General features: G+C 67.3%; 23 protein-coding genes. 13 read left to right on the top strand and 10 right to left on the bottom strand.

All coding sequences use genetic code 11. From position 1 onward, the window contains the following. Positions 1 to 4 precede the first annotated feature (4 nt). The gene (gene rpe / locus DWG20_RS11770) at positions 5 to 685 is read right to left on the bottom strand and encodes a ribulose-phosphate 3-epimerase (protein WP_115433993.1); all 681 of its coding nucleotides are present in this window, start codon (positions 683 to 685) and stop codon (positions 5 to 7) included. A 142-nt stretch (positions 686 to 827) separates the two neighbouring features. Between rpe and apaG the strand changes: the two genes are divergently transcribed. Continuing rightward, complete coding sequence (gene apaG, locus DWG20_RS11775; protein ID WP_115433994.1) at positions 828 to 1,208, top strand: Co2+/Mg2+ efflux protein ApaG; 381 nt, start codon at positions 828 to 830, stop codon at positions 1,206 to 1,208. Positions 1,209 to 1,401: 193 nt separating this feature from the next. Further along, positions 1,402 to 3,189, top strand: a complete 1,788-nt coding sequence (locus tag DWG20_RS11780; RefSeq protein WP_115433995.1) for an ABCB family ABC transporter ATP-binding protein/permease — start codon at positions 1,402 to 1,404, stop codon at positions 3,187 to 3,189. Between the two features lie 71 nt (positions 3,190 to 3,260). On the opposite strand, the gene nudC is transcribed toward DWG20_RS11780, so the two are convergent. The 3 genes from nudC to DWG20_RS11795 all read right to left on the bottom strand — a co-directional run bounded on the left by nudC (position 3,261) and on the right by DWG20_RS11795 (position 6,467). Next, positions 3,261 to 4,046 carry an NAD(+) diphosphatase gene (nudC, locus tag DWG20_RS11785; protein ID WP_115433996.1) on the bottom strand — a complete coding sequence of 262 codons (786 nt, stop codon included), beginning with the start codon at positions 4,044 to 4,046 and terminating at the stop codon, positions 3,261 to 3,263. Positions 4,047 to 4,141: 95 nt separating this feature from the next. After that, positions 4,142 to 5,269 carry a YbdK family carboxylate-amine ligase gene (locus DWG20_RS11790; protein ID WP_115433997.1) on the bottom strand — a complete coding sequence of 376 codons (1,128 nt, stop codon included), beginning with the start codon at positions 5,267 to 5,269 and terminating at the stop codon, positions 4,142 to 4,144. A gap of 10 nt (positions 5,270 to 5,279) precedes the next feature. Then, complete coding sequence (locus DWG20_RS11795; protein ID WP_115433998.1) at positions 5,280 to 6,467, bottom strand: cation:proton antiporter; 1,188 nt, start codon at positions 6,465 to 6,467, stop codon at positions 5,280 to 5,282. A 183-nt stretch (positions 6,468 to 6,650) separates the two neighbouring features. On the opposite strand from DWG20_RS11795, the gene DWG20_RS11800 reads away from it, so the two are divergent. Both DWG20_RS11800 and DWG20_RS11805 read left to right on the top strand, forming a co-directional pair. Next, a complete protein-coding gene (locus tag DWG20_RS11800; RefSeq protein ID WP_115433999.1) occupies positions 6,651 to 7,466 on the top strand; it encodes a M90 family metallopeptidase in 816 nt (271 codons plus the stop codon). Between the two features lie 32 nt (positions 7,467 to 7,498). Next, positions 7,499 to 7,807, top strand: a complete 309-nt coding sequence (locus DWG20_RS11805; RefSeq protein WP_115434000.1) for a hypothetical protein — start codon at positions 7,499 to 7,501, stop codon at positions 7,805 to 7,807. A gap of 75 nt (positions 7,808 to 7,882) precedes the next feature. Here the strand turns inward: DWG20_RS11805 and DWG20_RS11810 are convergent, their stop codons facing one another. From DWG20_RS11810 to DWG20_RS11835, 6 genes are all read right to left on the bottom strand, one after another. Continuing rightward, entirely contained in the window at positions 7,883 to 8,671 is a 789-nt protein-coding gene (locus DWG20_RS11810; RefSeq protein ID WP_115434001.1) for an ABC transporter ATP-binding protein, read from the bottom strand. Then, complete coding sequence (locus DWG20_RS11815; RefSeq protein WP_115434002.1) at positions 8,664 to 9,614, bottom strand: FecCD family ABC transporter permease; 951 nt, start codon at positions 9,612 to 9,614, stop codon at positions 8,664 to 8,666. The genes DWG20_RS11810 and DWG20_RS11815 overlap by 8 nt, the downstream gene beginning before the upstream one ends. Then, positions 9,611 to 10,408 carry a heme/hemin ABC transporter substrate-binding protein gene (locus DWG20_RS11820; RefSeq protein ID WP_181880905.1) on the bottom strand — a complete coding sequence of 266 codons (798 nt, stop codon included), beginning with the start codon at positions 10,406 to 10,408 and terminating at the stop codon, positions 9,611 to 9,613. Before DWG20_RS11820 ends, DWG20_RS11815 begins: the two co-directional genes overlap by 4 nt. Then, the gene (locus DWG20_RS11825; RefSeq protein ID WP_115434004.1) at positions 10,398 to 11,456 is read right to left on the bottom strand and encodes a hemin-degrading factor; all 1,059 of its coding nucleotides are present in this window, start codon (positions 11,454 to 11,456) and stop codon (positions 10,398 to 10,400) included. Before DWG20_RS11825 ends, DWG20_RS11820 begins: the two co-directional genes overlap by 11 nt. A 16-nt stretch (positions 11,457 to 11,472) precedes the next feature. Further along, positions 11,473 to 13,659, bottom strand: a complete 2,187-nt coding sequence (locus DWG20_RS11830) for a TonB-dependent hemoglobin/transferrin/lactoferrin family receptor (RefSeq protein WP_115434005.1) — start codon at positions 13,657 to 13,659, stop codon at positions 11,473 to 11,475. 73 nt (positions 13,660 to 13,732) lie between these two features. Next, entirely contained in the window at positions 13,733 to 13,909 is a 177-nt protein-coding gene (locus DWG20_RS11835; RefSeq protein ID WP_115434006.1) for a hemin uptake protein HemP, read from the bottom strand. A gap of 169 nt (positions 13,910 to 14,078) precedes the next feature. On the opposite strand from DWG20_RS11835, the gene DWG20_RS11840 reads away from it, so the two are divergent. From DWG20_RS11840 to rseP, 9 genes are all read left to right on the top strand, one after another. After that, complete coding sequence (locus DWG20_RS11840; protein WP_115434007.1) at positions 14,079 to 14,294, top strand: hypothetical protein; 216 nt, start codon at positions 14,079 to 14,081, stop codon at positions 14,292 to 14,294. Between the two features lie 127 nt (positions 14,295 to 14,421). Beyond that, positions 14,422 to 15,156, top strand: a complete 735-nt coding sequence (gene rpsB / locus DWG20_RS11845) for a 30S ribosomal protein S2 (protein WP_115434008.1) — start codon at positions 14,422 to 14,424, stop codon at positions 15,154 to 15,156. A gap of 74 nt (positions 15,157 to 15,230) precedes the next feature. Next, positions 15,231 to 16,100, top strand: a complete 870-nt coding sequence (gene tsf, locus DWG20_RS11850) for a translation elongation factor Ts (RefSeq protein WP_115434009.1) — start codon at positions 15,231 to 15,233, stop codon at positions 16,098 to 16,100. 90 nt (positions 16,101 to 16,190) lie between these two features. Beyond that, complete coding sequence (gene pyrH, locus DWG20_RS11855; protein ID WP_115434010.1) at positions 16,191 to 16,910, top strand: UMP kinase; 720 nt, start codon at positions 16,191 to 16,193, stop codon at positions 16,908 to 16,910. Between the two features lie 91 nt (positions 16,911 to 17,001). Then, on the top strand, positions 17,002 to 17,559 hold the full coding sequence (gene frr / locus DWG20_RS11860) for a ribosome recycling factor (protein WP_115434011.1): 558 nt from the start codon (positions 17,002 to 17,004) through the stop codon (positions 17,557 to 17,559). A 12-nt stretch (positions 17,560 to 17,571) separates the two neighbouring features. Then, positions 17,572 to 18,321: a polyprenyl diphosphate synthase gene (gene uppS / locus DWG20_RS11865; protein ID WP_115434012.1), complete on the top strand. Its 750-nt coding sequence runs from the start codon at positions 17,572 to 17,574 to the stop codon at positions 18,319 to 18,321. Between the two features lies 1 nt (position 18,322). Continuing rightward, a complete protein-coding gene (locus DWG20_RS11870) occupies positions 18,323 to 19,129 on the top strand; it encodes a phosphatidate cytidylyltransferase (protein ID WP_115434013.1) in 807 nt (268 codons plus the stop codon). A gap of 3 nt (positions 19,130 to 19,132) precedes the next feature. Then, positions 19,133 to 20,311 carry a 1-deoxy-D-xylulose-5-phosphate reductoisomerase gene (gene ispC, locus DWG20_RS11875; RefSeq protein ID WP_115434014.1) on the top strand — a complete coding sequence of 393 codons (1,179 nt, stop codon included), beginning with the start codon at positions 19,133 to 19,135 and terminating at the stop codon, positions 20,309 to 20,311. Next, the gene (gene rseP, locus DWG20_RS11880) at positions 20,308 to 21,651 is read left to right on the top strand and encodes an RIP metalloprotease RseP (protein ID WP_115434015.1); all 1,344 of its coding nucleotides are present in this window, start codon (positions 20,308 to 20,310) and stop codon (positions 21,649 to 21,651) included. Before ispC ends, rseP begins: the two co-directional genes overlap by 4 nt.

Consider the following 21,651-nt stretch of genomic DNA (forward strand, 5'->3'; position numbering starts at 1 on the left):
GGTCTTAGCCGACGCGGGCGAGTTCGGCGCGCATCGCGTCGATCACCGCCTTGTAGTCGGGCTGGTTGAAGATCGCGCTGCCGGCGACGAAGGTGTCGGCGCCGGCGGCCGCCACCTCGGCGATGTTGTCGACCTTGATGCCGCCGTCGACCTCGAGCCAGATCTCGCCGCCGTGTGCTGCGGTGTATTCGTCGATGCGGCGACGCGCCTCGCGCACCTTGTTCAGCGTCTGCGGGATGAACTTCTGGCCGCCGAAGCCCGGGTTGACCGACATCAAGAGGATCATGTCGACCTTGTCCATCACGTGGTCGAGGAAGGACAAGGGCGTGGCCGGGTTGAAGACCAGGCCGGCCTTACAGCCGGCGTCCTTGATCACGCCGAGCGTGCGGTCGATATGGTGCGACGCTTCCGGGTGGAAGGTGATGATGTCGGCGCCGGCACGGGCGAAGCTCGCGGCGAGCGCGTCGACCGGGGAGACCATCAGGTGCACGTCGATCGGCGCGCTGGTGTGCGGACGGATCGCCTCGCAGACGAGCGGACCGACGGTCAGGTTCGGCACGTAGTGGTTGTCCATCACGTCGAAGTGGACGATGTCGGCGCCGGCGGCGATGACGTTCTTCACTTCTTCGCCGAGGCGGGCGAAGTCGGCGGACAGGATGCTCGGGGCGATGCGGAAGGTGCGCATGGGGATTCCGGAAAGATAAGGAGGGACGGGCGTATTTTAGAGCGTGCCGCGCCGCCGGTCACATCGTATTGGCCGCGCTTGCGGCGCTCGCCGCCGCTTCGGGCTAAAATGGCGGCCTAGTCCAAGCTGGGAGCGACTCAAGATGGCTGACAACAAATACCGTATCGAGGTGGCGCCCGAGGCGTATTTCGTCGAAGAACAATCCGACGTGGCGGCCGACCGCTATGTGTTCGCCTACCGCATCCGCATCACCAACACCGGTGAGGTGCCGGCCAAGCTGATCAGCCGTCACTGGCTGATCACCGACGCGAACGAGCATGTGCAGGAAGTGCGCGGCATGGGCGTCGTCGGCGAACACCCGCACCTGAAGCCCGGCGAAAGCTACGAATACATGAGCGGCGCGACGCTGACGACACCGTGGGGCACGATGAAGGGCAGTTACCAGATGGAAGCCGACGACGGCACGCGTTTCGACGCGCCGATCGGCGAATTCATGCTCTGTGCGCCGAGGGTGTTGCATTAAAGGCGCCGGCGTATACCTGCCTTCACGGTTTGCCGCGCGGCCAGGTCCACCAGACGATGAAGCCGGCGAGGCCCAGCGCCAGAAACGCTTCGAGAATCAGTATCCACATAAGGGCATCGCTCCGTTTGTCCCTCCCGAAGCTTAGCCCGCCCGGGGGCGGGGCGCACGGCGCGGCGCCCGTCGGTAAACCCGCATGCGTTTCTCCCATACCGGCCCCGCGCCGAAAGACCGTAACGACATCCAGACGCTGAAGACGCTGTTTCCGTATATCTGGACCTTCAAGGTAAGGGTCTTCCTGGCGCTCGCCTGCCTGATCGTCGCCAAGGTCGCCAACGTCACGGTGCCGTTGTACCTGAAGGACATCGTCGACGCGCTGTCGATGACGGCGACGCCGCTCGCGCTGCCGGTGGCGGCGCTCGCCGGCTACGGCGTCGCGCGGCTCGCGTCCAGCCTGTTCGGCGAATTGCGCGACGCGGTGTTCGCGCGCGTGACGCAGGGCGCGATCCACCAGGTCGCGCGCTCGGTGTTCGATCACCTGTTCAGGCTGTCGCTGCGCTTTCACCTCGACCGCCAGACCGGCGGCATGAGCCGCGACATCGAGCGCGGCACCAAGGGCATCGGCTTTTTGCTGAACTTCATGGTGTTCAACATCCTGCCGACCTTGGTCGAGATCGGCCTCGTCGCCGGGATTCTGCTGAGCCGCTACAGCGGCTGGTTCGCCGCGGTGACGCTCGGCACGATCGCGATCTACATCGTTTTCACGCTGGCGGTGACCGAGTGGCGCATGGTGTTCCGCCGCAGCATGAACGAGCTCGACTCGAAGGCCAATTCGAAGGCGATCGACGCGCTGCTGAACTACGAGACGGTCAAATACTTCGGCAACGAGGGCTACGAGGTCGACCGCTACGACCGCAACCTCGCGAGCTGGGAAGAGTCGGCGATCAAGAACCAGGTGTCGCTGTCGATGCTGAACGCCGGCCAGGGGCTGATCATCGCCAGCGGCGTGACGCTGCTGATGGTGCTGGCCGCGCAGGGCGTGACCGACGGCACGATGACGGTAGGCGACGTGGTGCTGGTGTCGGCGTATCTGACCCAGCTGTATGCGCCGCTCAACTTCCTCGGCTTCGTCTACCGCGAGATCAAGCATTCGCTCGCCGACATGGAGCGCATGTTCCGGCTGCTCGACGCGGGCGCCGAAGTGGCCGACAGCCAGGGCGCTGCGCCGCTGGCGACCCGCGCCGCCAGCGTCGAATTCCGCAGCGTCGACTTCGGCTACGACGCCAAGCGCCAGATCCTTTTCGACATGAACTTTACGATCCCGGCCGGCCAGACGCTGGCGGTGGTCGGCAGCTCGGGCGCCGGCAAGAGCACGCTGTCGAGGCTGATGTTCCGTTTCTACGACGTGGGCGGCGGCGCGATCCGCGTCAACGGCACCGACATCCGCGAACTGACGCAGGATTCGCTGCGCTCGCACATCGGCATCGTTCCTCAGGACACCGTGCTGTTCAACGACAGCATCTACTACAACATCGCCTACGGCCGGCCCGACGCGACGCGCGACGAGGTGATCGAGGCGGCCCGCTCGGCGCACATCCACGACTTCGTGATGGGGCTGCCCGACGGCTACGACACCCAGGTCGGCGAACGCGGGCTGAAGCTGTCCGGCGGCGAGAAGCAGCGCGTCGCGATCGCGCGCACCATCCTGAAGAACCCGCCTATCCTGATCTTCGACGAGGCGACGAGCGCGCTCGATTCGCGCACCGAGAAGGCGATCCAGGCCGAACTCGCGCATATCTCGGCCAACCGTACGACGCTGATCATCGCTCATAGGCTGTCGACCATCGTCGACGCCGACCGCATCCTGGTGATGGACGGCGGGCGCGTGATCGAATCGGGCAGCCACCGCGAACTCGTCGATCAGAAGGGCCGTTACGCCGAGATGTGGCGGCTGCAGCAGGAGAGCGAGCCGGAGGCGGTTTGATTGTCGGCGCGAAGCAAAAAGCTCGGCCAACCTCAGAAGGTTGGCCGAGCTTTTTTGTGGGTGTTTTCGGGTCAGCGCGCCGCCATCCGCGAGAGCGTCTCGACGATCAGCCAGTTCGCGATCGACGGCTTGGGCGGGATGGCCGGCAGCGTGTCGCGCGCGAACCATCGCGCGTCTTCGATCTCGCCTTCCTGCGGCGTCAGCTCACCGCCGGCGTACTCGGCGGTGAAGGCGAGCATCAGCGAGTGCGGGAAGGGCCACGACTGTGAACCGAGGTAGACCGGCTCGCCGATCCTGATGCCGACTTCCTCGAAGCACTCGCGGCGCACGCAGTCCTCGAGCGTCTCGCCCGGTTCGACGAAGCCGGCGATCGCGCTGTAGACGCCCGGCGTGAAGTGTGGCGAGCGCGCGAGCAGGATCTCGTCGCCGCGCGTGATGGTCAGCATCATCGCCGGCGACACGCGCGGATAGTAGACCTCGCCGCAGCTCGCGCAGCCGCGGCCCTGGTCGTGTGCATGTTGCGCGAGCGGCCCGCCGCAGGCGCCGCACAGGCGGTGCGTCTTCTGGAAGCGGCGGATCTGCACCGCGCGCGACAGCGCCGGCACGTCGGCTTCCGGCAACTGCATCAGCGCCGCGCGCACCGGCAGCCAAACGCCTGCCGGCGCCGTGCCGACCAGTTCGCCGAAGAACAGGTTGGCGCCGGCGTGTACGCCGAGAAAGCGCCGCCCGGCCACCGGCCAGCGCGCCGCCGCGTCGCCAGGCAGCGCGCCGTCGACGAGCAGCACGGATTGGCCGTCGAACAGGCAGAAGCGGCAGGGCAGGGCGGGGTCGGCGGCGGCCGGGATGACGAAAGGCATGGCGGTCGGTCTGCGGTGGATGACGCCTGCGAGTGTACCGTGCGACCGGCCGCGCGGCCATGAAACCTGGCCGGCGATGCGTCCGGGGAGGGCGTTCAGCCGCGCCCCGGCTCCCCGTACATCCAGCGCTCGCTCGCCTGTCTGACCACTTCGGAGAGCGAGCCGCTCTCGCCGTAGATGTCGCGCAGCCACTGGCTGTCGATATTGCGCTTGAGCACCCTCTCTCTGAGCTGTGCGTGTTCGGATTCTGCGCCGAGCGCGATCGCGTGCGGCGTCAGCTGGTTCAGCGTGTCGAGCATGTCTTCCAGCAGGCTGGTCTGCCTTTGCGCGGCCGCGTCGACCAGCACCGCGTCGTAGCCGAAGCGGCACGCCTGGAAGCGGTTGTAGCTGTAGGTCAGCTGGTGGTCGGGCTGGATGTCGTTCCAGTCCTCCTCGAAGCAGCGCCGCGCGAGCATCTGCGCGTAGGCGGCGAGCAGCACCGGCGTGTCGATCGAAAGCGGCGTATCGCAGATGCGGATCTCGACCGTGCCGTACTCGGGCTTGGGGCGGATGTCCCAGTAGAAGTCCTTCATCGATTCGACGATGCCGAGGTTGGCCATGCGCGCGAAGTAGTCGTTGAACTCGTTCCAGTCGTGGACCATCGGCATGCTGCCCGACAGCGGGAAGGCGTTGACGCTGGTCAGCCGCGAGGTCTGGAACAGCGTGTCGACGCCCTGGTGGAACGGCGACGACGCCGACAGTGCGATGAAGTGCGGGATATAGCGCGCGAGGTAGTGCGTGAGCCGCACCGCGACGTCGCCGTCCGGGCAGCCGATGTGGATGTGCTGGCCGTAGACGGTGAACTGCTTGGCCAGATAGCCGTAGAGCTCGGACACCAGACGGTAGCGTTCCTTCGGATAGATGCGCTGTTCGCTCCAGTGCTGGAACGGGTGGCTGCCGCCGCCCGACAGGCCGAGGTTGAGCTTCTCGGCGGTATTGACCAAGAGCGCGCGGATCGCGATGAGCTCGGCCAACATCTCGCGCGTGTTGCGGTGGACCGCGGTGCCGATCTCGATCATGCCCTGCGTGATCTCGGGCTTGATGTCGAAGCCGTGCCCCCCGCGCGCGATCAGCGCCAACAGGTCGTCCGAGCCGCGCGTCAGGTTGTAGTGGCGGCGGCTGACGATCATCAGCTCCAGCTCGACGCCGAGCGTCAGCGGCGTGCTGTGGGAAAAATCGAGCATGGTGTGTCTCCTATTCGCGGGTTTCGCCGGCGAGCCTGAGCGACAGCCGGGTCAGCACCGGGCCGATCAGTTCGAGGATGCACAGCGCGGCGAGCATCGCGCCGGTGGCGAGGCCCGCGTCGAGCACCGGGCTGGCGAGCAAGAGCAAGGTGAACGCGCCGCCCGACAGCGGCGTCGAGGCGGTGCCCACGAGCGCGCCCTGCTTGAGCGTCAGCCCGTTGAAGCGCGCCGCGGCCAGCCAGCAGACGATGCCGACGCCGAGGCGGATCAGCACGAACAGCAAGGCCACCGGCCAGTACATCGCCAGCGACACCGGCGACAAGAGCGCGCCCGACGCGACAAAGAAGGCGACGAAGAAAAAGTGACTGCGGCCGATCAGGTCGGGCTCGGCGATGGTCAGGCCGCGCTTGAGGTTCTGCGTCGACACGCCGAACACCAAGAGCGCCATTGCCGGCAGCGTCTCGAGCAACTCGGCGACGCCGACCACCAGCGCGATCAGCGCGAACAGCAGCACCTGTTGCGCCTGGCGCTCGCCGCCGCCGAACCAGGCGTTGAGCCTTATCGCCGCCATGCCGGCGATAAGGCCGAGCGTCGCCGAGCCGAGCATCAGCCACGCAGTCGACAGCAGTTTGTCGCCCGGCGCGGTCGAATCGGTAAAGCCCGAATAGACGAGCGCGAGACCGAACGCCATCAGCGCGAACAGCGTGTTGAGCCCGGTCGCGGTGGTGAGGCGTTCGCTCACCTGGCCCTCGGCGTGGGTTTCGCGCACAATTTCCAGGATCACCGCCGGGCTGGTCGCCACGCCGATCGCCGCCAAGAGCGCGGCGCCGACCGGCTTGAGACCGAAGTACAGCAGCAAGGCGTACAGCGCGACGAAGACCAAGAGCGAGGTGAACGCCGACGTCGTCAACAGCGCGGTCTCGCGCCTGAGCCAGTGCAGGTCGATGCGCCGGCCGATCTCGAACAGAGCGAGGCCGAGCGCCAGTTCGACGAACAGGCTCGCCTGGCTCAAGGCCTGGTGGCTGACGAGGCCGAGGCCGGCCGGGCCGATGACGAGGCCGGTCAGGATGTAGCCGGTGACGCTCGGCAGCCGCGCGATGCGCGCCGCGACCTGGCCGCCGATCGCGCCCAACAGCAGCAAGAGGCCGAAGGCGGCGAGCGGGTTGAGGGCAAGACTGTGCCAGGAAAGGCCGTCCATCGAGTTCTCCGTGCGGGTGGCCACCGTCTTGACGCGGGGTTCCGGGGTGGACAAGGTTGGCCGAGGGTCGGGCGGCCGGGAACGGTCGCGGCGGAATCCCTCTAAGGATAGGGCAGGCGGCCGTGGCGCGCGGCTTGCCAATGGGATGCCTTCACAGTGGCAAGCGCAACAGGGGGGAAGTTCATGGGATGGTTCGGATGGGGGCGCCGCGCGGCAGGACGCGAGACGCGAGGCGCACGGCGCGAGCGGCTCGTCGCGCTCGCCTCGACGCTGCCGCTGTGCCGCGGCCTGCCGCCCGACAAGCTTTCAGGCTTGGCCGGGCTCGGCGCCTTCGTGCTCGACGACAAGGACTTCGTCGCGGCCGGCGGTCTTGCGTGGCACGACGGCATCGGCGAGCTGATCGCGCTGCAGGCGGCGCTGCCGGCGCTGGAACTGGGCGAGATGGCGCTCGAGGGCTGGCGCGAGATCATCGTCTACCCCGACGCCTTCGTCGCGCGCGACCTGTGGGTCGACGAGGCCGGCGTGATGCACGAGGGCGAGCAGGTGCTGGTCGGCCAGGCGCGCCACGACGGCCCGGTGGTGCTGTCTGCGCCCGACGCGGCCGATTCGCCCCTGCTCGACGGCTGGAACGTCGTCATCCACGAGATCGCGCACAAGCTCGACATGCTGTCCGGCGACGCCAACGGCTGCCCGCCGCTGCACAAGGGCATGAGCCGCGACGAGTGGGCGGAAGACTGGGGGCGCGACTTTGAGCGCTTCAACGCCATGCTCGACGCCGGCCGCGAGAACTGGCTCGACCCCTACGCCGCCGAGCATCCGGCCGAGTTCTTCGCGGTGCTCTCCGAGTCTTTCTTCGAGGCGCCGCACTGGGTGCGCGACGACTTTCCCGCCCTCTACCGCCAGCTGTCGCTATTCTACCGGCAGGACCCTGCGGCACGGCTCGCGCGGCTGCCGCTGTCGGTGCTGCTGCCGGACGCCGGCCACGGGCAGGGTCACTAGCGCATTCGTCGAGGCAAGCTGAGGAGACGACGATGATCTATATGGTGTGTCGCAACCGGGTCGCCGATTATGCGCGCTGGAAGATGGTGTTCGACTCGCACGCCAAAGCGCACCGCGCGGCGGGGCTCGAACTGGTGCACTTCTGGCGCAGCCTCGAAGACCCGAACAACGTGTTCTATGTGTTCGAGGTCGCCGATATCGAACGGGCGCGCGCCTTCGTCAAGCGGCCGGGCAGCGAAGAGGCCGCCGAGGCGGCCGGCGTGCTCGACGGCGAGCTGCATTTCGTCGCGCGCGCCGCCGGCTACGCGCCGCACGACGACGGTTACGCGCCCGACGTGTGAAGCGTGCCCCGTGACGACGTTCACCAAGGCTCGGCCAACCCCGTTATAGGGTTGGCCGAGCCTTTTTCGGAGCGGTCAGGCGGCGTGCTGCCAGGCCGTGCCCATCGCGTCGAAACGCCAGCGCCCTTCCGCATCGCGGCAGGGCTTGACCGGCCAGCGGTAGGCGGCCAGCAGCCGCCCGGCGCACAGCACCGTTTCGGGCGAGCCCGAGGCCAGCACCTCGCCGTCCTTCATTAGCACCAGATGGTCGGCGTAATTGGCGGCCAGCGCCAGGTCGTGCAGCACGGTGACGATGCTGCGGCCCTCGTGTGCGAGGCGCGACAGCGTGCGCATCAACAGATGCTGGTGCCGGAGGTCGAGGTGGTTGGTTGGCTCGTCGAGGAAGACCGCCAGCGTACCCTGCGCCAGCGCGCGCGCGACGGCGGTGCGCTGGCGCTCGCCGCCCGACAGCGCCGCCATGCGCGAATCGGCCAGGTGCGCGACCTCCATCGTCAGGAGCGCGTTCTCGACCGCTTGGCGGTCTTCGCCGCCGGGCACGCCGAACCAGCCGAGCCGCGGACGCCGGCCGAGCGCGACGTAGTCGTGCACCGTCATCGGCGAGTCGGCGCCCTCATGCTGGCCGACCCACGCGAAGCCGCGGCCGCTGGCGCAAGGTCTGCCGCCGAAGAAGCGCACCGCGCCGCCGGCCGGCACAAAGCCCGCCAGCGCGCGCAACAGCGTCGTCTTGCCGGCGCCGTTGGCGCCGATGATGGCGCTGACCTTGCGCGCCGGCAGTTGCAGTGCATCGACCGATAAGAGCGTGCGGCCGCGTTTTTTCACCGCAAGCCCCGACGCTTCGAACGCCCAGTGGCTGTTTTCAAGCATTTCGACCTCCCTGCTGGCGGAACAGCAGCCAGATAAAGAACGGCGCGCCGGCGAAAGCGGCGAGCGTGCCCGCCGGCAGATCGACCGGATAGGCGATGCGGCGCGCCACGGTGTCGACGACGAGCAGGAACAGCGCGCCGGCCCATGCCGAGCGCCAGATCAAACCGCGCCGGCAGCCGCCGAACGTCAGCGCGACCGCGTTGGGCACCATCATGCCGACAAAGCCGATCAAGCCCGACAGCGAGACGGCCGCGCCGGCGGTGAGCGCCGCGCCGACCGCGGCCAGCACGCGCGTGCGTTCGACGCGCACGCCGAGCGACGCCGCGGTTTCCTCGCCGAGCATCAGGCAGTCGAGGTCGCGCCCGAGCGCGATGAGCAGCACGAAACCGGTGAGCATCACCAGGCCTGCCTGGCCGAGCGAGGCGAAGCCGGCGTCCGACAGGTTGCCGGCGAGCCAGCTCATCGCGCCGCGCAGCGTCAGGTCGTCCGACAGCAGCAGGAGCAGGTTGGTGATCGCGCCGAAGAAGGCGCCGACGATGACGCCGATGATCAGTAGCGCGACGAGGCCGCCGCCGACCAGCCGGTACAGCGCCAGCACCAGGAGCGTGCCGACCAGCGCGCCGACGAAGGCGGCGAACGGCAGCGCGATGCCGGCAAGCCCCAGCGCCAGCACCGCGACCGCCGCCAGCACGGCGCCGGCCGAGGTGCCGATCAGTCCCGGGTCGGCCAGCGGGTTGCGGAACACCGCCTGCAAGGCCGCGCCGGCGGCGGCGAGCGACGCGCCGACCATCAGGCTGGCCGCGATGCGCGGCAGCCGGATGCCGGTCAGGAGCGGGTCGGCGAGGCGGGGCCAGCCCCAGCCTTCGCCGGAGAGGCCGGCCGCGAGGCCGACCAGAAGCACCGTCGCGAGCCCGTAGCACCCGATGACAGCGCGGGGCTTCATCGTGTGAGTCCGGCCAGGGCCTTCGCATCGGCCGGGCTGTCGAGCGATACGCGCAGGAAGCGCTGCGCCGGCCACTCGACCACCTTGCCGGTCCGCCCGGCCGGCGTCGCCGCGACCTCGGGGCGCGCGCTGAACGCGGCAAGCCCGCCGTAGACCGCGCGGTTGTGCTCGGCCAGCACGATCAGCTCGGGGCGGGCGGCGACCCACGCCTCACGATTCAGCGTCTTGAAACCGTCGACCGAGGCCGCAGCGTTGATCCCGCCGGCGGCGCGGATCAGCGTGTCGCCCGGCGTGCCGCGCCCGGCGACCATCTTGCCGTCGTAAGACAGCAGGATGCGGCGACCGGTGAGACTGGCGGGTTTCATTCCCGCTTCGAAGCGGCGGGCGACGGCGCGCGCCGCGTCCTCGCGGCCGATCGCTCGGCCAACCTTGATGACGCCGTCGGCGAAGTCGGCGCCGTCTTCGCGCTGATTGATCTTCAGCGCGTTCAGGCCGACGCGCTTGAGCTGGTCGTAGATGCCGGCCGGCTGCGCGGCGGCGCTGCCGACGACCAGCGTCGGCTTGAGCGCCAGCACCGGCTCGATCGTCAGCGAACGCGAAAAGCCGATCACCGGCGCGTTCTTCAGCGCCGGGTCGAGCGCGGAGCGCTCGCGGCCGACCACCTCGCCGGCGGCGCCGAGCGCGACCAGGATCTCGGCCGCGTCCGGCGTCAACGCGACGAGACGCTCGGTCGCTTGGGCGAGCACCGGGACGAGCGCCAGCGCGGCGAAGGCGAGGGCAGCCTTAGGCGACATCAGCCACACCCCCCGCGTCCGGCAGCGACTCGGCGAGCGCCGCCCACTGCGGGTCTTCCGGCTGGCCTTCATGGCGCTTGCCGAAGAAAGTCGCGATCGTGCCGCCCTTGCCGTCGAACAGTTCGACCGCGGTCACGACGCCGTCGCTGATCGGGCGGCGGACGTACCAGGCCTCGGCGACCTCGGCGTCGAAGAGGTGCAGATTGAAGTCGGCGTCGAGCACGTTGATCCACGGGCCCATGCGTTCGATCTTCGTCACCGGCCCGGTGTGGATCTGCACGATGCCGCGGTTGCCGACGAACACCATGATTGGCAGTCCGGTTTTGGCGGCGGCGCGCAACAGGATCTCGGCGGCGTTGGCCGAGACTTGGCGGGTGAAGCCGGCCGGCGCGCGGGCGAAGGCGTCGCGGCGGCTCAGGCCGAAGCGGCGGGTCAGCGCGTGGAAGTGGTGCACGTCGCGCAGCGCGAGCCACGCCGCTTCGTAGTCCGCGGCGTCGAATGGCTCGGCGGCGGCGTCCGGTGTGAGCGGGTCGGCGGCCGGGGGTACGGCCAGCGGCGTCGCCTCGGTGGCGAAGCCGGCGACGAGCGCTTGCCACGCGTCGTCGTGGTCGGCTTCCTGCATCACGACCTTCTGGATCGCCTCACCGTGTGCATCGTAAATCTCGATCGCGCGGCGGCGCTTGCCTTCGCCCTGCTCGCTCTCGAGCGCGAAAGCGTAGGCCCAGTGCGTGAAGAAGAAGCGCAGGTCGATGCCGTCAGGATCAAGCGCGAGGCCCATTTTTTCCGACAGCTGCAGCTTGTGGTAGCGGCCCTTCTTCTCGTGCACGGCCCAGGCGTTGCGCGACAGTGCCATCACCCGGCCGAGTGACTCGAAGCGGCCCAGGAGGCCGGCGATGTCGTCCAGGCGCAGGCGTTTGGCGTGCGGTAGCACCGAGACGATCTCGGCTTCGGGCACGCCGAGCTTGTCGGCGGCGTCGCGCTGGCGTGTTTTCGGTTCGGCGGCGAGCAGCGCCTGGTAGCGGTCGTAAAGCGGGGTTTCGAGGTTCATGGCGGGTCTCCAGGGGTCAGAATGCGACGTCCACCGACACGGCGGCGGCGCGGCGCGCGGCGCTGTAGAGGGCTATGGTGGCGCCGTTGTTGCGCTGGGCGACGTCGGCCCAGTTCCAGTGCTTCTGGTCGGTGACGTTGCTCAGGTTGAGTCGGGTGGTGACGTGCTTGTTCACCTGCCAGCGCGCCAAGAGGTCGAGCCTGCCGTAGCCCGGCGCCTTGAAATAGGCGTCGTTCGACACGCGTTTCTTCTTCGCGACCAGCGTCCACACCGGTTCGATCGAGACGTTGCGATAGTCGTAGCGCAGGCCGGTGACCAGCGTCGGCGGCGCAATGCTGTCGAGCGGCCGGTTCGCACTGCTGACATCGCCGCGCGCGATGCTGAGCGCGTTCCTCAGCGTGAAGCCCGGCGCGAAGCGCCATGCGCCGTTCAGTTCGACGCCGCGCGTTTCGACCTTGTCGAGGTTCTGCGCCTGGAATACCTGGGCCACGCCCGGCAGGCTGGGGGTCGCACCGGCTAGCTGCACGTTGTCGATGAAGTTGCGGTAGCGGGTGGCGAACAGGTTGAGCGCGAGGTCGAACGACGCGTAGCCGGCCTTGGCGCCCAGTTCGATACCGGTGCTGCGCTCGGGCTCGAGGTTCGCGTTGGGGCGCAGCTCGTAGCCGAACATCGGGTTGATGAAGGCGTTGGTCACCGCATCGAACGGCGGCATCCTGAAGCCCATGCCGGCGCTGGCGAACAGCGTCCAGTGGTCGTCGGTCTTGAAGCTCGTCGCCAGTCGCGGCGAGAACGCCGAGTCGGACAGCTTGCCGGGCTCGGGCGCCCTGTTCTGGTTGGCGCGTGACAGGGCGTCCGGCTGCGGCGTCATCCGGTAGCCGTCCCAGCGCAGGCCCGGGATGAGCGTCCAGCGCCGACCGAGCCCGATCTCGTCCTGCACGAAGGCGCCGACCGCCTGCGTTTGGGTGTCGGGGAAGGATTTTTGCGGATAGGTCTCGCCGGCGACCACCTTGGTCGTCGCGCCGGTGAGGTTGTTCACCTGCAGGCGGTCGCGCAGGCGTTCGGTGTCGGTCCGGCTCAGTTCGAGCCCGGCGAGGATCTTGTGGCTGACGTCGCCGAAGGCATGGCGCCATTCGAGCTGGCCGTCGAAGCCGGACAGGCGCTGCGCGAAGCGGTTGTCGTCGAAGCGGGTCACGGTGTTGCCGGAGCGGTTTTCGCGCGTCTTTTCGTGGTTGTCTAGCGTCTGGTGGTAGAGCTGCGCGCTCGCGCCGGTCAGCCCGCTGTCTGCGTCCGGCGACACGTAGCGGTAGCCGAGCGACACGCGGTCGCGGCGGTTGCTGTCGTCGGCGTCGAAGTCGTTCACCGTGGCGCTGCGGCTGGTGTGGACCTCGGTGTCGTTGCGGCGGTGGTACTGGTCGAGGGTCAGCTCGACACGGTGGCCCGCCGCCGGCTTGAACTGCAGCTTGGCCAGCGTGCTGTCGGTCCTGATCGTCGCGGGGTTGGGGCGGGTGCGCGCCGTGCTCGCCGTCGAGCCCTGGCTGTCGTCGGTGCCGAAGTTGTCCGCTTCGTGCTCGCGCCGTTGGGTGTGGGCGAAGAGCGCGGCCCAGCGTTCGTCGCCGACCGCAAGCCGCGCATGACCGGCCGTGGCGTCGCTGCCGTCTCCGAAAGCGCCGCGCACGAGGCCGGCCACCGGCTTTTCGGCGCTGATCACGCCTTCGGGCGACAGCGTCTCGAAGCGGACCAGGCCGCCCATCGCGTTGGCGCCGAACAGGCTGGAGATCGGGCCGCGCGCGATTTCCACCTGCTCGAGGTGCCAGGGTTCGACGAGGTCGCGTCCCGAGATCGCGGCCTTGTTGGCGCTGTAGACGTCGGGCATGCGCACGCCGTCGACCTGCGTCAGGATGCGGTTGCCGCTCATGCCGCGGATGATGAGGTCGCCGTTGCCGCGGCGGGTCGGGTCGTTGTTGACCGACACGCCCGGCTCGTAGCGGAACAGGTCTTCGAGGTGGCCGCCGGTGGTGGCGGACAGCGTGTCCTGGCCGATCACGCTGATGTTGGGGGCCGCTTTCTCGAGCGGCGTGGCAGTGCGGGTGGCGGTCACCGTCACCACGGGCAGGTCGGGGCTGAGGTTGGCCGAGGTGTCGGCCAGGGCCGGTAGGCTGGCAGTCAGGCACAGCCCGGCGACAAACAGGCGATCCGAAGGCATGGATCGTTACTCCTAGGTCTGTCGCGCCTTGGCTGGCGATGGCTGGCTAGCGGCGCGGTAGGGGTTGTAGAAATTATTTCACGAGGATCAGCCGGTTGTTGCGGGTCAGGCAGAGCCGGTAGGTCTCGCCGTCATGACGGATCGCGATCTCGCGCTGCCGCTCGAAGAGCGTGCGGCTGTCGAGCTCCGTCGGCGCGGCGGGGGTGGCGTGGCTGCCCGGTGGGTTCGCGCGTTGTGGAGAGGGTGGCATGCGGTCGCCTCGGCTAGGTTCGAGTTTGAATGTGAACGATAATAGTTCTTATTTACTTAAAAGGCAATGGAAAACCCTGGATGCGGAGCGGCTCAAAAAAGGCTCGGCCAACCGGGCGCGGCCGGCGGGGGTACAATGCGCGCAGTTCGAAATACGGCGAGGTATTTGTATGTATCTGATCCTGATCGGATGGCTGTACGTGGTGCTGATGTTTGCCGTCGCGCAGGACAGCCTGGTGAGAAGCGGCTTCGTGCTTTTCTTTCTCGGTGTGCTGCCGACCTGGCTGACGGTGTGGCTGGTGCACCGCCGGCGGCGCCTGAACGAGGCGCTGGCGCGCGAAGCGCAAGAGGAGCGCCGCGCGCGCCGGGGCGAGGAAGGTTCTTGAGGCCTATATCCAGGCGGTGCTATAATCTCGCGCTGTCCGAATCCCGGACTATCTCGCACATTCGCGCCAAAGGGTGTCCGCAAGGATTAACTGCGCGAATGGAGGCCTAACCCTTTAGGAGTTTTACATGAGCACCAACGTGACCATGCGTCAGATGCTGGAAGCCGGCGTCCACTTCGGCCACCAGACCCGTTTCTGGAACCCGAAAATGTCCCAGTACATCTTCGGTTCCCGCAACAAGATCCACATCATCAACCTGGAAAAAACCCTGCCGCTGTTCGTCGACGCGCAAGACTACGTGCGTCGTCTGGCTGCCAACAAGGGTACCATCCTGTTCGTGGGCACCAAGCGTCAGGCGCGTGAAATCGTGCGCGAAGAAGCCGCTCGCGCCGGCATGCCGTTCGTCGACCACCGCTGGCTCGGCGGCATGCTGACCAACTACAAGACCGTCAAGCAGTCGATCAAGCGCCTGGAAGACAAGCGCGCGCTGCTCGACGGCGCGGACGAGTCCGGTTACAACAAGAAAGAACAGCTCGTTCTCGAGCGCGAAGTCGAAAAACTCGAGCGTAGCTTGGGCGGTATCAAGGACATGAAGGGCCTGCCGGACGCGATCTTCGTCATCGACACCGGCTACCAGAAAGGTACCATCGTCGAGGCCAAGAAGCTGGGTATCCCGGTGATCGGCGTGGTCGACACCAACAACAACCCGGACGGCATCAGCTACGTGATCCCGGGTAACGACGACTCCAGCCGTGCGATCCGTCTGTACGCTCGTGGCATCGCCGACGCGATCCTCGAGGGCCGCGCCCAGTCGCTGCAGGAAATCGTAGCCGCCGCCGAACCGGCCGCCGCTGCCGAGTAAGTCAGGCGAAGGGGCGAAAGCCCCTTTTTTTAAACCTGTCTTAACCTCATACGCTGAATTCAAGGAGTCTTAGCATGGCGGAAATCACCGCAAAAATGGTGGCCGATCTGCGCGCCGCGACCGGCCTTGGCATGATGGAATGCAAAAAAGCCCTGGTGGAAGCCGAGGGCGACGCTGCCAAGGCAGAAGAAATCCTGCGCATCAAGTCGGGTAACAAAGCGGCCAAGATGGCCGGCCGTATCGCGGCCGAAGGCGTGGTGTCGACCTACGTCGATGGCGGCGTCGGCGCGCTGGTCGAGATCAACTGTGAGACCGACTTCGTCGCCAAGGACGAGAACTTCCTGGCGTTCACCGCTTCGGTTGCCAAGGCTGTCGCCGTCGCCAACCCGGCCGACGTTGTCGCGCTGGCCGACGTGAAGACCGACTCCGGCGAAACCGTCGAAGAAGCCCGCAAGGCGATCATCGCCAAGCTCGGCGAGAACATGACCATCCGTCGTTTCGTTCGCTACGAAACCGAAGGCAAGGTCGCGACCTACCTGCACGGCGCGAAGATCGGCGTGATCGTCGACATCGCCGGCGACGAAGCGCTGGGCCGCGACATCGCGATGCACGTCGCCGCGTCCAAGCCGATCTGCGTGTCGAAAGACCAGGTACCGGCCGAGAAACTGGATACCGAGCGCAAGATCTACACCGCGCAGGCCGCCGAATCGGGCAAGCCGGCCGACATCGTCGCCAAGATGGTCGAAGGCCGCGTGACCAAGTACCTGGCCGAAGTCACCCTGCTCGGCCAAGCTTTCGTGAAAAACCCGGACGTGACCGTCGAGAAACTTCTGGCCGAGAAATCCGCCAAAGTGAACGCATTCACCATGTTCGTGGTGGGCGAGGGTATCGAGAAAGCCGTGGTCGACTACGCCGCCGAAGTGGCCGCTGCCGCCAAGCTCTAAGCTAGCATCAATAATGCCAGCGACGAACGGCACCCTGTTTCAGGGTGCCGTTTTGCAAACCAGACCAACCATCGCGTAACCGAGGTGAACATGAGTCAAGCCCCCGCCTACAAACGCATCCTGCTCAAGCTGTCCGGCGAGGCCCTGATGGGTGACGACAGCTACGGCATCAACCGCGCCACGATCGAGCAGATCGTCGGGCAGATCAAGGAAGTCGTTGACCTCGGCGTGCAAGTCGGCATCGTGATCGGTGGCGGCAATATCTTCCGCGGCGTTGCCCCGGCGGCGGCCGGCATGGACCGCGCCACCGCCGATTATATGGGCATGATGGCCACCGTGATGAACGCGCTGGCGCTGAAGGACGCGATGACTGGCGTCGGCCTGATCGCGCGCGTGCAGTCCGCGCTGACCATGCAGCAGATCGCCGAACCCTATGTGCGCGGCAAGGCGATGCAGTATCTTGAAGAAGGCAAGGTGGTGATCTTCGCCGCCGGTACCGGCAACCCATTCTTCACCACCGATACCGCGGCGGCGCTGCGCGGCATGGAGATGAACGTCGACATCATGCTGAAGGCGACCAAGGTCGACGGCGTGTACACCGACGATCCGAAGAAGAACCCGGACGCGGTGCGCTACCAGACGCTGACCTTCGACGAGGCGATCGGCCGCAACCTGAAGGTGATGGACGCGACCGCCTTCGCGCTCTGTCGCGACCAGAAGCTCAATATCAAGGTGTTCAGCATCTTCAAGTCCGGCGGCCTCAAGCGGGTCGTGCTTGGCGAAGATGAAGGCACGCTGGTACACTGCTGACCAATTTGAAATGAATACCCAGGGGCGGAAACGGCAGCTTTGCCGCTTTCCGCCTTGTTTTTCCGAATACCCTGAATCGACGGAGCAGTTCATGATCAACGACGTCAAGAAGTCGGCCGAAACCAAGATGCAAAAGACCCTGGAGGCGTTCAAGAACGACCTGACCAAGGTGCGCACCGGCCGCGCCCATACCGGCATCCTCGACCATGTCACCGTCGACTACTACGGCAGCGACACCGCGATCAACCAGGTCGCCAACGTGACGCTGATCGACGCGCGCACCATCGGCGTGCAGCCGTGGGAAAAGAGCATGGCCGCCAAGATCGAAAAAGCGATCCGCGACGCCGACCTCGGCCTCAACCCGGCGTCGATGGGCGAAATCATCCGCGTGCCGATGCCGATGCTGACCGAAGAGCGTCGCAAGGAGATGATCAAGCTCGTGCGTAGCGAGGCGGAAGGTGCCCGCGTCGCGGTGCGCAACATCCGTCGCGACGGCAACAACGAACTGAAGAACCTGATCAAGGACAAGGCGATCACCGAGGACGACGAGCGCCGCGCGCAGGACGACATCCAGAAGCTCACCGACAAATACATCGCCGAGATCGACAAGGCGCTCGTCGCCAAGGAAGCCGACCTGCTGGCGGTCTGAGGAGTCTCGCCCTTGTTCGGTAGTTCCACACAAACCATCCCGACCGTTCCGGGGGTGCCGCGGCACGTCGCCATCATCATGGATGGCAACGGCCGCTGGGCCAAGAAGCGCCTGCTGCCGCGCGTGGCGGGCCACCGCAAGGGGCTGGAGGCGGTCCGCGAGACCGTTTCCGCCTGTTCGGAACTCGGGGTGGAATACCTGACGCTGTTTGCCTTTTCCACCGAAAACTGGCGCCGCCCTCAGGATGAGGTCTCCTTCCTGATGGAGCTGTTCCTGCGCGCGCTGGAAAACGAGGTGACCCGGCTCGCCCGCAACGACATCCGTCTGCGGGTGATCGGCTCGCGCGAGCGTTTCGCGCCGCAGCTGGCCGAGCGTATCGCCGCCGCCGAGGCGCGCACCGCCGGCAACGGCGGGCTGACGCTGACCATCGCCGCCGACTACGGCGGTCGCTGGGACATCCTGCAGGCGGCGAACGCCGCGCTGGCCGCCGGCGCGACGACGCTCGACGAAGCGACGTTGGCCGAGCATCTGTCGATGGCCTACGCGCCCGAGCCCGACCTCTTCATCCGCACCGGCGGCGAGACGCGCATCAGCAACTTCCTCATGTGGCAGCTCGCCTATACCGAACTCCATTTCACCGACCTGTTGTGGCCCGACTTCGACCGCGCGGCGCTCGACAAAGCGTTCGCCTCGTACCGCAAGCGCGAGCGCCGCTTCGGACGGACCAGCGAGCAACTGCCCGAAGGGCTGCGTCGCCAATAACATGCTCAAAACCCGAATCCTGACCGCGCTGGTGCTGTTGCCCTTGATGCTCGCCGCGCTGTTCGCCTTTCCGCCGGCCGCCTGGGCGGCATTTTGCGCGCTGGTCGTCGGGCTCGCACTGTGGGAATACACGCGCATGGTCGCGATGCCGCGCGCCGTGCAGATCGTTTATCTCGCCGCGTCGGCGCTCGTGTTCGTCGCTTGCTGGCTAAGCGGCTGGCGCCCGGGGCTGTGGATGCACGGCGTCGCGCTGGCTGTCTGGCTGATCCTCGCGCCGCTTTGGCTGGCGCGTCGCTGGACGCTGAAAGACGGCTGGCCGGCGCGCGCGCTCGGCTGGGCGCTGATGCTGCCCGCGTGGTTCGCCTTCCTTGATTGGCGCCCCGACCCGCAGCCGGCGCATGCTTTCGCGCTGCTGGCAGTGATGGGGCTCGTCTGGGTCGCCGACATCGCCGCCTATTTCTCTGGCAGGGCGTTCGGCCGCCACAAGCTCGCGCCGTCTATCAGCCCCGGCAAGAGCTGGGAGGGCGTGATCGGCGCCTTGGTCGCGGTCACCTTCTATACCTTCTTCGTCGGAAGCCAGGGCTGGCTCGGCCAACCTTGGCCGGTCGCGGCGCTGGTGCCGGTCGCGCTGGCGCTGACCGCGGTCAGCGTGGTCGGCGACCTGCTCGAATCGTGGTTCAAGCGCGCGGCCGGCATCAAGGACAGTAGCGCGCTGCTGCCGGGTCACGGCGGCGTGTACGACCGCATCGACAGCCTGATTGCGGTGCTGGCGGTGAGCAACGCGCTGCGCGTGCTGGCGGGGGGCTAAGTCATGAAACCCTTCGGTTTGACCGTCCTCGGCGCGACCGGCAGCATCGGCGAGAGCACGCTCGACGTCGTCGCGCGCCACCCCGAACGCTACCGCGTCGTCGCGCTCGCCGCGCATCGCCAGTTCGACAAGCTCTTCGAGCAGTGCCGGCGCTTCCGCCCGTGCTACGCGGTGTTGGCCGATGCCGCCGATGCCGAACGCCTCGAGAAAACCTTGCGTGCCGAAGACATCGCGACGACGGTGCTGTCCGGCCCGGACGCGCTGGTCGAGGTCGCGACCTTGGCCGAGGTCGACGGCGTGGTCGCTGCCATCGTCGGTGCGGCCGGCCTGCCGTCGGCGATCGCCGCCGCGCGCGCCGGCAAGCGCGTGATGCTCGCCAACAAGGAAGCGCTGGTCGTCGCCGGCCGCCTGTTCATGCAGGCGGTGCGCGACGGCGGGGCGACGCTGCTGCCGATCGACAGCGAGCACAGCGCGATTTTCCAGTCCTTGCCGGCGGGTTTTTCCGGCGACCTCGAATCGGCCGGCGTCGACAAGCTGGTGCTGACCGCGTCGGGCGGCCCGTTCCGCACCTGGCCGGCCGAAAGCTTGGCCGAGGCCACGCCGGACGACGCGTGCCGTCACCCGAACTGGGTGATGGGGCGCAAGATCTCGGTCGACTCGGCCAGCCTGATGAACAAGGGCCTCGAGGTGATCGAGGCGCACTGGCTGTTCAACGCGCCGCCGTCGCGCATCGAGGTGCTGGTGCACCCGCAGAGCGTGATCCACTCGATGGTGCAGTACCGTGACGGGTCCATCGTCGCGCAGCTCGGTTCGCCCGACATGCGCACGCCGATCGCGTACGCGCTGTCGTGGCCCGAGCGCATCGCCGCCGGCGTCGCGCCACTCGACTTTGCCAAGCTGTCTTCGTTGACCTTCGAAGCGCCCGACCTCGCGCGCTTCCCCTGTCTGAGACTCGCGTTCTCGGCGCTGGAGGCGGGCGGCGATGCGCCGGCGGTGCTCAACGCCGCCAACGAGGTGGCGGTGGCTGCCTTCCTTGCCGGCCGCGCACGCTTTGCCGATATCCCGCGTCTGGTCGACGGCGCCTTGTCGGCGCTCGACCTGGCCGCCAGCCTTGACCTCGATTCCCTCCTTCACAAGGATGCCGCCACCCGTCGCTGGGTGGAACAGCAACTACCGTCATGACCACACTCCTTGCCTTCCTGGTGGCGATCGGCCTCTTGGTGACCTTCCACGAGCTCGGTCACTATTGGGTGGCGAAGCTCTCGGGCGTCAAGGTGCTGCGTTTCTCGATTGGCTTCGGCCGGCCGCTCGTCACGTGGCGGCGCGGTGAGACCGAATGGACCTTGTGCCCGATCCCGCTCGGCGGCTACGTGCGCATGCTCGACGAGCGTGAAGGCCCGGTCGACGCGGCCGATCTGCCGCGCGCGTTCAACAATCAATCCGTCTACAAGCGCATCGCCATCGTCGCGGCGGGCCCGATCGCCAATCTGGTGCTGGCCGTGCTGCTCTATTGGGTGGTGCTGGCGCAGGGCCAGGAACTGATAAGGCCGTGGGTAGGCAGCGTGACGCCGCAGTCGACCGCCGCCGTTGCCGGGTTTAAGTCGGGCGACCGGGTAGAGAGCGTCGACGGCAAGGCGGTCGATAGCTGGCAGGGTCTGCGTCTCGCTTTGCTGGAGGGGCTTGCCGGCGCAGACAAGGTGACGGTAGAGGTCAAGGCCGAGAACGGTGCGGCCGCGCGCCGTGTGCTCGACGTGTCGCGCCTTCCCGAAGAGGAGCGCGAGCGGGTGTTGAACGGGCAGATCGGCCTGTCGCCGATCCGCGTGCTGCCGGTGATCGGCGGCATCGAGCCGGCTTCGGCGGCCGAGCGCGCCGGCCTCAAGGTCGGCGACAAGCTCGTCGCCGCAGACGGGCAGGCGGTCAAGGGCTGGGAAGGCTGGGTCGTGACCGTGCACAACAGCCCCGGCCGCGAGATCGTGCTTTCTGTCGAGCGCGCAGGCAAGCCGCTGAAACTGACCGTGCGGCCCGATTCGCGGCGCTCGGGCGACGGCTTCGTCGGCCGCATCGGCGCAGCGCCGACGCCCGACCCGGCGTGGCGCAAGGCGGTAAGCGATGTGCGCGATCTGTCGATCGGGCAGGCGGCCCTGGCCGCCGTATCCAAAACCTGGGAAACCGCGTCGACGAGCTTGAAACTGCTCGGCTGGATGGTGGTCGGCAACGTGTCGTGGGGCAATATCAGCGGACCGCTGACGATCGCCAGCGTGGCGGGGCAGACCGCCGAGCAGGGGTGGGACGCGTACCTGGAATTTCTGGCGCTGATCAGCGTCAGCATCGGCATCCTGAATCTGCTGCCGATACCCGTGCTGGATGGCGGGCACTTAATGTATTATGTGGCGGAACTGATTAAGGGGAAACCGGTGAGCGAGCGCGCTCAGCTCGTCGGTCAGAAAATCGGTCTGTTGCTTCTGGGCGCACTGATGATATTCGCGCTGTTCAATGACCTAAGCCGCCTGTTTGGGGGTTAA

Origin of the sequence: Crenobacter cavernae, assembly GCF_003355495.1 — a bacterium.
GTDB lineage: Bacteria > Pseudomonadota > Gammaproteobacteria > Burkholderiales > Chromobacteriaceae > Crenobacter > Crenobacter cavernae.